Genomic DNA, 11,476 nt, shown 5'->3' with positions numbered 1-11,476 from the left:
GACGGCGGCGGCCACAAAGCCCACGGCCGCGCCACCGGCAGCCGCAACAGCTCCGCCCACCGCGACCCCACCCGGCCACGCACCCGCCACGGCCGCCCCAACCTCGGCTACAGCTACCTGCACAACGCCGTCGACGACCACTCCCGCCTGGCCTACACCGAAATCCTGCCCGACGAGACCCGGGAAAGCGCCGTCGCGTTCTGGCAGCGCGCCCACGCCTACTTCGCCGCCGCCGGAATCACCGTGCGCCGCGTGCTGACCGACAACGGCTCCTGCTACCGCTCCCACCTGTGGCGCGACACCCTGAACGCAGCCGGCATCACCCACAAACGCACCCGCCCCTACCGGCCCCAAACCAACGGCAAAGTCGAACGCTACAACCGCACCCTGCTGGAGGAATGGGCCTACAGCAGGCTCTACACCAGCGAAAACGAACGCCGCCGGACACTCCCACAGTGGCTACACGCCTACAATCACCACCGCGGTCACACCGCACTCGGTGGCCAGCCACCTGCCAGCCGCGTTCCTAACCTCTCAGGTCATTACAGCTAGGCGTCGGCCTTCGCGCTGGCGTCGGCCTTCGCGCTGGCGTCGGCCTTCGCGCTGGCGTCGACCTTCGTGCTGGCGTCGACCTTCGCGCTAGGCGTCGACCTTCGCGCGCACGGGGCCGGTCGAGCCGCGCACGACCAGCTCGGGCTCGAAGAGCAGCTCCTCCGTCGAGGCCACCGCCCCGTCGATCTGGCTCACCAGCAGCGTGACGGCCGTGCGCCCGATCGACTCCAGCGGCTGGCGCACGGTGGTGAGCGGCGGATGCGTGCAGTTCATGAAGGCCGAGTCGTCGTAGCCGACGACGGAGACGTCCTCGGGCACCGACAGGCCCAGACGCCGCACGGCTCTTATGGCACCGAGGGCGAGCACGTCGCTGGCGCAGATGATGCCGGTGATACCGCGCTTGACCAGGCGGTTGGTCACGGCCTGGCCGCCCTCCAGGGCGAAGAGGCTGCGCTCCACGTCCTGCGGCCCGACCTCCAGCCCGGCCTTGGCGGCCTCGGCGCGGAAGGCCTGGAGCTTGCGGTTGGAGGGCACGTGGTCCTCGGGGCCGAGCACCATGCCGATGCGTTCGTGGCCCAGCGAGACCAGGTGGCCGAAAGCCTGCTCGACGGCGACCTCGTCGTCGGTCGACACCCGCGGGAAGGCCAGGCCCTCGGTGGCGGCGTTGACCAGCACCACGGGCAGGCGCAGCTCCAGCAGGCGGTGGTAGTGGTCGTGGGGCGCGTCGTCCTCGGCGAAGTGGCCGCCGGCGAAGACCACGCCGGAGACCTGCTGGTCGAGCAGCATCTCGACGTAGTCGGCCTCGGACAGGCCGCCTGCCGTACGGGTGCAGAGCACGGGGGTGAAGCCGCGCTGGGCCAGCGCGCCGCCGACCACCTCGGCCAGCGCGGGGAAGATCGGGTTGGCCAGTTCCGGGAGCACCAGGCCGACCAGGCGGGCACGTTCGCCGCGCAGCTGGGTGGGCCGCTCGTAGCCGAGCACGTCGAGCGCGGTGAGCACGGCCGCGCGGGTCGCCTCGGAGACGCCGGGCTTGCCGTTCAGCACGCGGCTGACGGTGGCTTCGCTGACGCCGACCTTCTTGGCGACCTCGGCGAGCCGACGGGTGGCGGTGCGGCCGGACGCCGGGGATTCAGTCACGAGCGCAAGCATACTGCGGCACTTGCGCAAGGGCTTGCGCTCCCCGGGACGAAGGTCCTGGAAACGACGAGCGCACAACGGCGACACAAGGGCCGTGCGCACATCAACTGCAGCTGTCAGTCGAGTATCTGCGAAATCTAGTCGAAATATTGCAGCCTTCTGCGAGCCATCTTATGGTGAGGCCAACTCAGCACGCCCCAAGAGAGGTTCGCACCCCCCATGAGGCCCCCCATGAGACAACGCCCCTCGATCCTTCGCCTGGTTGCGGTCATGATCGCGACCTTACTCGCGGCCGTCGGCTTACCCTCGGCCCCCGCGATGGCAGCGGGCGGCCCCAACCTCGCAGCCGGCAAACCCGTCACGACCAGCTCCTCCACCCAGAACTACACGGCCGGCAACGTCAACGACGGCAACCAGGCCACCTACTGGGAGAGCACCAACAACGCCTTCCCCCAGTGGGCCAGGGTGGATCTCGGCGCGAGCACCAGCATCGACCAGGTGGTCCTGAAGCTGCCGGCCGGATGGGAGTCGAGGACGCAGACCCTGACCGTCCAGGGCAGCACCGACGGCACCGGCTTCGGCGCCATCGTCGGCTCGGCGCCGTACACGTTCTCCCCGGGCACCGGCAACACCGTGACGATCAACTTCCCGGCCACGACCACCCGCTACGTCCGGGTGAACATCACCGCCAACACCGGCTGGCAGGCGGGCCAGCTGTCGGAGTTCGAGATCTACGGCACCGCCACCTCCTCCGGCAACCTCGCCTCGGGCCGGGCGATGAGCTCCAGCACGAACGGCAACGGCCTCGTCGCGAGCAACGCCAACGACGGCAACCAGGCCACTTACTGGGAGAGCGCCAACAACGCCTTCCCGCAGTGGATCCAGGTGGACCTGGGCTCGGCCGTCAGCGTCAACAGGGTCGTGCTGAAGCTGCCGGCCGGATGGGAGTCGCGCACCCAGACGCTGGCGGTCCGCGGCAGCACCGACGGGACGAACTTCACCGACCTCGTGGCGTCGGCGGGCCGCACCTTCAACCCGACGGCGACGATCACCTTCAACGCGGCGATCGTCCGCTACGTCAGGGTGCACATCACCGCCAACACCGGCTGGCCGGCGGGGCAGCTGTCGGAGCTCGAGGTCTACGGACCGGACACCGGTGACACCCAGGCGCCGACCGCGCCCTCGAACCTGGCCTACACCCAGCCGGCCGGCGGCCAGATCCGGCTCACCTGGACCGCCTCCACCGACAACGTCGGCGTCACCGGCTACGACATCTACGCCAACAACGCCCTGCTGACCAGCGTCGCGGGCAACGTCACCACCTACACCGACAACCGGCCCGCCACCGAGACGGTCTCCTACCACGTCAAGGCCAAGGACGCCGCGGGCAACCAGTCGCCCGCCAGCAACACCGTCACCCGCCAGGGCGACACCGGTGACACCCAGGCGCCGACCGCGCCCTCGAACCTGGCCTACACCCAGCCGGCCGGCGGCCAGATCCGGCTCACCTGGACCGCCTCCACCGACAACGTCGGCGTCACCGGCTACGACATCTACGCCAACGGCGCGCTCCGCGCCTCTGTGGCCGGGAACGTCACGACCCACACCGACGACCAGCCGGCGACCGCCACGGTGACCTACCACGTCAAGGCCAAGGACGCCGCGGGCAACGTCTCCGCCGAGAGCAACGCGGTCACCCGCACCGGCACGGGCACCGGGACGAACCTCGCGACCGGCAAGGAGGTCGTCGCATCCGGCCACGTCCACACCTTCGTGGCGGCCAACGCGGTCGACGGCGACCTGAACACCTACTGGGAGGCCAACTCGGGCGCCTTCCCCAACACCCTCACCGTCAAGCTGGGCGCCAACGCCAACCTCACCCAGGTCGTGGCCAAGCTCAACCCGGCCACCGCGTGGGGCACCCGGACCCAGAACATCCAGGTCCTGGGCCGCGACCAGGGTTCCACGACCTACACCAGCCTCAAGCCGGCCGACGACTACGTCTTCAACCCCGCCTCCGGCAACAGCGTGACCATCCCCCTCACCGCCACCGTCGCCGACGTGCAGCTGAGGTTCTCCAGCAACACCGGCGCCCCCGGCGGTCAGATCGCCGAGTTCCAGGTGTTCGGCTCCGCGGCGCCCAACCCCGATCTCGTGGTCACCGCCGCGTCGTGGACCCCGGCCTCCCCCGTCGAGACCGACGCGATCACCCTGTCGGCCACGGTGAAGAACCAGGGCACCGCCGCCTCCGCGGCCACGAACGTCAACCTCTACCTCGGCGAGACCAAGGTCGGTACGGCAAGCGTCGGCGCTCTGGCGGCCGGCGCCTCCACGACCGTCACGGCCGGCATCGGCCCGCGCGACGCCGGCTCCTACACCCTGACCGCCAAGGTCGACGAGGCCGGCACGGTCATCGAGCAGAACGAGGGCAACAACTCCTTCACCGCCTCCTCCGCCCTGGTGGTCCGCCAGGTCGACAGCTCCGACCTGGTGCCGCTGGTGACCTGGTCGCCCGGCAACCCGTCGAACGGCGGCACGGTCACCTTCTCCGTGGCGCTGAAGAACCAGGGCACCGTGGCCTCCGCCGCCGGTGCGCACCCCATCACGGTCACCGTGCTGGACGACTCGGGCGCCACCGTCAGGACCCTGACCGGCGGCCACAACGGCGCCATCGCGGCCGGCGCCACCACCTCGCCGGTCACCATGGGCACCTGGACCGCCGCCAACGGCCGGTTCACCGTGCGCGCTGTCGTCGCCGACGACGCCAACGAGCTGCCGGTGAAGCGGGCCAACAACACCGTCAGCCAGTCGCTGTTCGTGGGACGCGGCGCCAACATGCCCTACGACCACTACGAGGCGGAGGACGCCGCCACCGGCGGAGGCGCCGCCGTGGTCGGGCCCAGCCGCGACATCGGCGAGGTGGACGGCGAGGCCTCGGGCCGCAAGGCCGTCACGCTCAACCAGACGGGCGCCTTCGTCGAGTTCACCACCAAGGCCAGCACGAACACGCTGGTCACCCGGTTCTCCATCCCCGACGCGCCGGGCGGCGGCGGCATCAACTCCACCCTGAACGTCTACGTCAACGGCGCCTTCCACAAGGCGATCAACCTGACCTCACGGCACATGTGGCACTACGGCCCCGAGGCGGGACCCAACGAGTCGCCCGGCTCCGGCGCCCCCCGTCACATCTACGACGAGGCCAACGTGATGCTCGACGGCACCTTCCCCGCGGGCACCAAGATCCGCCTGCAGAAGGACGCCGCCAACACCACCACCTACGCGATCGACTTCATCGACACCGAGCAGGTCGCGCCGATCGCCAACCCCGACCCCGCCAAGTACGTCGTCCCCAACGGCACCGGCCACCAGGACGTCCAGGCGGCCCTCGACAAGGCCAGGATGGAGAGCGGCTGGGAGGGCGTGTACCTGCCCGCGGGCACCTATCAGATCACCCAGAAGTTCAACGTGTACGGCAAGGCGATCAAGCTGGTCGGCGCCGGCCCCTGGTTCTCCAGGTTCCACGCCCCCACCGGCCAGTCCAACACCGACGTCGGCTTCGAGGTGGCGTCGACCGCCGGAGGCTCGTCGTTCACCGGGTTCGCCGTGTTCGGCAACTACATCTCGCGCATCGACGGTCCCGGCAAGGTGTTCAACCTGAACGGGGTCGCCAACCTCACCCTCGACAACCTGTGGGTCGAGCACCAGGTGGTCATGGTCTGGGGCACCAACATCCAGAACGTGACCGTCACGAACAGCCGGGCTCGCAACCTGTTCGCGGACGCGATCAACTTCACCAACAACAGCCGCAACAACACGGTGCGGAACGTCGACTCCAGAACCTCGGGAGACGACGCGTTCGCCCTGTTCAACGCGCAGGACATCGCCCAGGGCGACAACACGGGCAACGTCTTCGAGAACCTGTCGGCGACGCTGTCCTGGCGTGCCGCGGGCCTGGCCGTCTACGGCGGTCTCGACAACGTCTTCCGCAACATCTACATCGCCGACACGCTGACCTACTCGGGCATCACGATCAGCTCGCTCGACTTCGGCTACCCCTTCCGCGGGTTCGGCACCACGCCGACGAGGTTCGAGAACATCTCGATCATGCGGGCGGGCGGCCACTTCTGGGGCGCCCAGACCTTCCCGGCCATCTGGCTGTTCTCGGCCTCCAAGGAGTTCCGCGGCATCCGCGTCACCAACGTGGACATCGTCGATCCCACCTATCACGGGATCATGTTCCAGACGAAGTACAACGGCGGTCAGCCGGAGAACCCGATGACCGACACGATCCTGACGAACATCAGCATCTCCGGTGCGAAGAAGAGCGGCGACGAGTTCGACGCCAAGTCGGGCTTCGCCCTCTGGGCCAACGAGCTCCCTGAGCCCGGTCAGGGCCCGGCGGTGGGCTCGGTCACCTTCAACAACCTCACCATGACCAACAACCACACCAACATCCGCAACACGACGACCACCTTCACCATCAACATCAACTGACGGATACCTCCTGCTGAACAGGGGTGCGGCCGGCTGCCGCACCCCTGTTCGCCATCGTGCCGACGTTCTCGGAGATCGTGGGGCCGCGTGGCCGCGCCTTCGGCCCGGCGGCGGGCGAGGTCGTCGGAGTGAGCTTCAATGTGGCCGCGGTGCGCCAGATGCGCCTGGTGTTCACGGGGAACACCGGCCGGCCTGCGGCGAAGCTCTCCGGACCCCGGATCCTGGCCGCCTGACCGGTATTTCGGTCATCCCAAACCCAGGTAAACGGATTCTGTCAAGATCCACCAGGTCAGAACCTTGATCACAAAATTTCCGCAACTTGAGTCAACCTTCTTCCCAATTTGTGCCTCAAAGTAAATAGAGGGTCGGCAGTCCCGAGCCGGCCCCCTGGTAACGGGGAGAGGAATCAGCACCCTCATGAAGAAACTCGCAGTATCTCTTCTGGCCGTCGCGGCCGGCAGCACCATGCTCGTTCCCGCGAGCGCGGCGTTCGCGACCACCACCGATCCCACGGTGGACATCGTCGACATCTCGCCGAACCCGGTCGAGGTGCCCCGCGGCGGCGAGACCAAGGTGAAGATCGTCGTCGAGGCGTCGCCCGATGTCGACAAGGTCGAGATCGCGGTCGAGCCCGCCGACGGACAGGTCCGCACGTTCGTCGCCAAGGAGATCGGCAACACCGAGAAGTGGGTGTACACGGTCTCGTTCAACGGCAACGACCCGGCCGGTAAGTGGAAGGCCACCGCGCTCGCCACGGACGTCCAGACCAGCAAGACGGACTCCGACCGTGCCTACTTCTACGTCGAGCAGGCCCCCGCGGGCAAGCACGACACCCGCTTCAGGCACTTCTCCGCCAACCCGGAGAGCGTGAAGAAGGGCAAGAAGATCTACTTCGCCGGTCGCCTCCAGGTGAACGACGATGGCTGGCACAACCTGCGCGGCGAGAAGGTCAACATCTACTACCGCCAGAGCCGTCACAGCGGCTGGAAGTGGGTCGCCCGCGACTGGACCGACCGTCACGGCCGCTTCTACGCCACCACCAAGGCGTGGAAGTCCGGCACGTTCAAGGCCGTGTTCGCCGGTAGCGACGAGCTCAACGGCTCGACCAGTGGCTACGAGTACGTGCGCGTCAAGCGCTCCTGGTACTCCCACCACTAAGAAGTGAGCGAACGAGCCCGGCTCCCCGAGAGGAGCCGGGCTCTTTCGTGGGTAGGGCTGCTTGCATGCTGGACAACCACGATCCCTTCGACATCTTCGACACCGAGGCGGCCAGGCTGGAGCGGCACTTCGCCACGCTCGACGAGCGCGGCTGGGCCAGGCCCTCCCGCTGCGAAGGCTGGTCGGTCCGCGACGTGCTGGGCCACCTGGCCGGCGAGGAGCTCTACAACCACGCCTGCCTTGACGGCTCGGTGCCCGCGCTGATGGCCAAGCTGGAAGAGGTCGGCGTGCGCGGGTTCGACGACTTCAACCAGTGGTGTGTGGAGCAGCGGCGTGACCTGCCGGTCGCCGACGTGCTGGCCGAGTGGCGCGAGCGCAACGGGCAGACGCGCGAGCGCATGCGGGCCCTCGGACGCGACGCCACCCTGGCGACCGCCGCCGGGCCGTATCCCGTGGGGCTGCAGACCTTCCACTACTGCTCGGAGTACGCCACCCACGCCGACGACGTGGGCGCCGGGGTCGACGACGACGAGGCGCGGGCGCGCACGCGGTGGCGCGTCGACGTCGGACTGTTCGCGCTGGAGGAGGCGGGGGCGAAGGTCCAGGTGGAGCGGACGGCCGAGCAGATGTGGGTGCACGCGGGCGACGCCGGCGCCCCGCTGTCCTTCCAGGAGTTCGTGGAGGCCACCGTGGGACGCCTGCCCGCCGGCCACCCGCTGGACCAGGAACTGGCCTCCGCCCTGCGCTGCCTGGCCTAGCCGCCGGTCAAAACCGCGAAGCTCAGGCTCAGGTCGCCACGGGCCCAGACCGCTGAGGGCCCAGGCCACTCCCGGTCAGATCCCCTCGGGGTCCAGGCCGAGGGCCGCGCGGCCGCCGTCGACCGGCACGGTCACGCCCGAGACGAAGCTCGCCGCGTCCGACAGCAGGTAGGCCACCGTCGCCGCGACCTCCTCCGGTCCTGCGGCGCGCCCGAGCGGCTGCAGCCTGGCCACCTCCGCCTCGACCGACGGGCCGCGCTCGGCGACCATCTCGCGGTAGCGGCCGGTGGCCACCGTGCCGGGCGCGACGGCGTTGACCCTGATCCCGTGCCGGCCGTACTCCACCGCGAGGGCGCGGGTGAGCCCCTCGACGCCCGCCTTGGCCGTGGCGTACGGCAGGGCGCCGGGCACGGGCCGCTGCGCCTGGTGGGAGGTGATGTTGACGATCGCTCCCCCGCTCCCGCGCGCCAGGTACCTGCGTACGGCTTCCGCGCATCCCACGACGGCCAGGGCGAGGTTGGCCTGGATGAGCCCCAGCACCTCCTCGACCGGGGAGGAGTGCAGCGACGCGTCCCTGAAGATCGCGGCGTTGTTCACCCAGCCCTTCAGCGTGCCGTACTCCTCGGCCAGGTCGGCGGCCCGCGCGGCCACGGCCGGGTCGCCCGCGTCGCCCACCACGTCGGCGGGTCCCGCCCGGTCGATCACGACGACCTTGCCGGGCAGCGCCTCCGCGATCGCCCGTCCGATGCCCTGCGCGCCTCCGGTCACTACATATGAATCGCCCATATTGTGACCCTAGTCACTGAAGATCCGGATTAGTCGTGCGAGAGTCGAAGCGTGCTGCGCGCACGGACGACGGGAACCCGATTGGTCGCCGCGCTGGCGATCACCCAGACCATCGGTTTCGGCGTCCTGTACTACGCCTTCTCGGTCTTCATCCCGCCCATGACCCGCGACCTGGGCGCCGGCGTCGCCCAGCTGACCGTGGCGATCACGCTCGCGAACCTGGTGTCGGGCCTGGCCGCCCCGCTCCTGGGCCGCCGGCTCGACCGGCGCGGCGGGCGCGGCATGATGACCCTGGGCTCGCTGCTCGGCACCGCCAGCCTGCTCGCCTGGTCGCAGGTGCAGAACGTGCTCCAGCTCTACCTGGTCTGCCTGGTGCTGGGCGTGGCAGCGGCGATGGTGCTCTACGAGACCGCCTTCGCGGTGATCGTCGCCTGGTTCGACCCGGAGCGGCGGTCCAAGGCGCTCCTGGCAGTCACGATCGTCGCCGGGTTCGCCTCGACCGTCTTCATGCCGCTCACGGGGCTGCTGGTCGAGGGGTACGGCTGGCGCACGGCGCTGGTGATCCTGGCGATCGGCTACGGGGTGATCGCGGTGCCGCTGCACGCCAGCCTGCCCCGGGTCAGGCCCCTGACCCGAGCGCCCGCCGGGGTCGGCGCGGCCCTGCGCGAGCGGCCGTTCTGGCTGCTGGCCTTCGCCTTCCTCACCCAGACCGGCGCGGTCGCGGTGGTGGCGATGCTGCTGGTGACATATCTGATCGTGCTGGGCCATCCGCCGCTGTTCGCCGCCACCGTGGCGGGCCTGCTCGGCGTGCTGTCGGTGACCGGACGGGTGATCACCACCGGCCTGCAGAGCCGGTGGCCGATCGCCCTGGTCACCGCCGCGGTCTTCGGCCTGCAGGCGCTGGCGGCGCTGCTGCTGCCCCTGACCGGGCGGAGCGTGCCGGGGGCGATCGGCTCGGTGGTGCTCTTCGGGCTGGGCTTCGGGGTGGCCACCATCGCCCGCCCCGCGCTGCTGGCCGAGAGGTACGGCACGGCGGCCTACGCCTCGATCAGCGGCGCCACCGCCCTGCCGATCCTGGCGGCCAAGGCGATGGCGCCGCTGGTGGCCGCCTTCGCGGCGCAGGTCACCGGATACGCGGTGGTGATGACCGCGGTGGCGGCGGCCTGCGCGGCGGGCGGGACGGCCCTGGTGGCCTTCCAGTGGATCACCCGCGTGCCCCGCTGAGACGGCTCACGGTCAATCGCCTAGGCGTAGACGCCGGCGATCCACTCGCGCCAGTAACGCTCGGACTCCTTCTGGTCGACGTCGGCGCCGAACAGGTGATGGGCGATGTCGACCGAGTCCGGCTTGCCCTGGAAGCGGTAGAGCCCGTCGTCCGTGCGCACCCCCAGGAAGAACCCGTAGAACGCCGGCTCGACCGTGTAGTCGACCACGCCCTGCGCCCCGTGCGGCAGCCGTACGGTGTCACCCGGCGAGGGCATCTGCGTCAGCCCGAGCGCGGCGGCGAACGCCGGCCACACCTCGGTCTGCTCCTTGGGCCCCTCGGCCAGCACGTAGACGGCGTGGCGTCCGAGGAAGTGGGTGAGGTACTCCGACAGCGAGTGAAGGTACTGGTCCCAGCCGTGGCCGGTCATGATGATGTACTCGTCGCCCCAGCCCTCGCCGAGGTGGCCGCTGTGCACGAACTTCAGCACCGTGCTGCCGCCGTCGCGCCCCTCGATGAGGTACTCGAAGGCCATGAGCGTGCCGTCCTCGCCGGGAGGGCTCTCGACGGTCAGCCTCCTGGGCGGGTCCCAGCCGGTGATGGTCGACTCCTCGGTGTAGCCCGCGACCTCCAGGCGGAGCTTGCCGCCGACGCCGGGGTCGACCGAGTGCGGGAAGAGCCACGACGCCAGGCCGGGACCGGTGGCGATGGCCTCCCAGACCTGCTCGGGCGTGGCCTGCAGCTCAACCTCTTTGCTGATCTCGAATTCCTTGGTCACTGCTGCTCCTTAACGGCGGGATGCACGGCGACCAGGACCCGGTGGGGACGGCCGCCTTCCGCGTTTTCGTCGTGATATTTGCTGACAAGGGTTGCGACAGCGTGCGCGAGCTCCTCGGCGAACGCCGCCCGGTCGGCTCCGCTGGCGAAGCGCACCTCGGCGTCCAGGGCGAAGGTGGCCACCTTCTTGCCCGCCTTGGTGGCGCCGGTGACCAGCAGGCCCACCTCCTTGATCAGTCGGGCCGCGAGCGCCAGCAGCCAGCGGGCCGACAGCCGGTCGGGGGCCTTGTCCGGGTCCGGCTGCACGGCGCTGAGCGCGCTCGGCGAGATCACGTAGGACGCCGCCGACGCGCGCAGGACACGCTCGGTGAAGTTGCCCTTCCTGCGCTCCTCGACGAGCTCCACCAGGCCGTGCTTCTCCAGGGTGCGCAGGTGGTAGTTGACCTTCTGCCTAGGCAGACCGACCTTGGCCGCCAGGCTGCTGGCCGAGCCGGGCTCGGCGAGCTCGGCCAGCAGGCGCGCACGCATGGGATCCAGCGACGCCTCCGCCGCACCGGGATCTTCGATCACTGCCACGTCGAACATATCCCCAGCGTGCACGCGACAAAAA

Annotated in this window: 10 protein-coding genes; 6 read left to right on the top strand and 4 right to left on the bottom strand. The window is 69.7% G+C overall.

Translation table 11 applies throughout. From position 1 onward, the window contains the following. A partial coding sequence (locus ACIBH1_RS04590; RefSeq protein ID WP_397312166.1) for an integrase core domain-containing protein occupies nt 1-552 on the top strand: 552 nt, incomplete at its 5' end. Nucleotides 553-639: 87 nt separating this feature from the next. On the opposite strand, the gene ACIBH1_RS04585 is transcribed toward ACIBH1_RS04590, so the two are convergent. Then, complete coding sequence (locus ACIBH1_RS04585; protein ID WP_397312165.1) at nt 640-1,689, bottom strand: LacI family DNA-binding transcriptional regulator; 1,050 nt, start codon at nt 1,687-1,689, stop codon at nt 640-642. A gap of 270 nt (nt 1,690-1,959) precedes the next feature. Here ACIBH1_RS04585 and ACIBH1_RS04580 point away from each other — a divergent pair, with 270 nt between their 5' ends. From ACIBH1_RS04580 to ACIBH1_RS04565, 4 genes are all read left to right on the top strand, one after another. Then, nucleotides 1,960-6,183 carry a discoidin domain-containing protein gene (locus ACIBH1_RS04580; RefSeq protein WP_397312164.1) on the top strand — a complete coding sequence of 1,408 codons (4,224 nt, stop codon included), beginning with the start codon at nt 1,960-1,962 and terminating at the stop codon, nt 6,181-6,183. A gap of 56 nt (nt 6,184-6,239) precedes the next feature. After that, nucleotides 6,240-6,416 carry a hypothetical protein gene (locus tag ACIBH1_RS04575; RefSeq protein WP_397312163.1) on the top strand — a complete coding sequence of 59 codons (177 nt, stop codon included), beginning with the start codon at nt 6,240-6,242 and terminating at the stop codon, nt 6,414-6,416. Nucleotides 6,417-6,600: 184 nt separating this feature from the next. Beyond that, on the top strand, nt 6,601-7,341 hold the full coding sequence (locus ACIBH1_RS04570; protein ID WP_397312162.1) for a hypothetical protein: 741 nt from the start codon (nt 6,601-6,603) through the stop codon (nt 7,339-7,341). 65 nt (nt 7,342-7,406) lie between these two features. After that, on the top strand, nt 7,407-8,099 hold the full coding sequence (locus tag ACIBH1_RS04565) for a maleylpyruvate isomerase family mycothiol-dependent enzyme (protein WP_397312161.1): 693 nt from the start codon (nt 7,407-7,409) through the stop codon (nt 8,097-8,099). A gap of 75 nt (nt 8,100-8,174) precedes the next feature. Here ACIBH1_RS04565 and ACIBH1_RS04560 read toward each other — a convergent pair whose 3' ends face one another. Then, nucleotides 8,175-8,885, bottom strand: a complete 711-nt coding sequence (locus tag ACIBH1_RS04560) for an SDR family NAD(P)-dependent oxidoreductase (RefSeq protein WP_397312160.1) — start codon at nt 8,883-8,885, stop codon at nt 8,175-8,177. Nucleotides 8,886-8,936: 51 nt separating this feature from the next. On the opposite strand from ACIBH1_RS04560, the gene ACIBH1_RS04555 reads away from it, so the two are divergent. After that, nucleotides 8,937-10,109: an MFS transporter gene (locus tag ACIBH1_RS04555; RefSeq protein ID WP_397312159.1), complete on the top strand. Its 1,173-nt coding sequence runs from the start codon at nt 8,937-8,939 to the stop codon at nt 10,107-10,109. A 20-nt stretch (nt 10,110-10,129) separates the two neighbouring features. On the opposite strand, the gene ACIBH1_RS04550 is transcribed toward ACIBH1_RS04555, so the two are convergent. Beyond that, complete coding sequence (locus ACIBH1_RS04550; protein WP_397312158.1) at nt 10,130-10,867, bottom strand: SRPBCC domain-containing protein; 738 nt, start codon at nt 10,865-10,867, stop codon at nt 10,130-10,132. Continuing rightward, nucleotides 10,864-11,451 (bottom strand): ArsR/SmtB family transcription factor, encoded by a 588-nt coding sequence (locus tag ACIBH1_RS04545; RefSeq protein WP_397312157.1) that lies wholly within the window; start codon nt 11,449-11,451, stop codon nt 10,864-10,866. Before ACIBH1_RS04545 ends, ACIBH1_RS04550 begins: the two co-directional genes overlap by 4 nt. Nucleotides 11,452-11,476 lie beyond the last annotated feature (25 nt).

It is taken from the genome of Nonomuraea sp. NPDC050663 (assembly GCF_044456985.1).
Taxonomy (GTDB): Bacteria; Actinomycetota; Actinomycetes; order Streptosporangiales; family Streptosporangiaceae; genus Nonomuraea.
The sequence above is the reverse complement of the archived record's forward strand: the minus strand, read 5'-3'. Positions and strand labels throughout refer to the sequence as shown.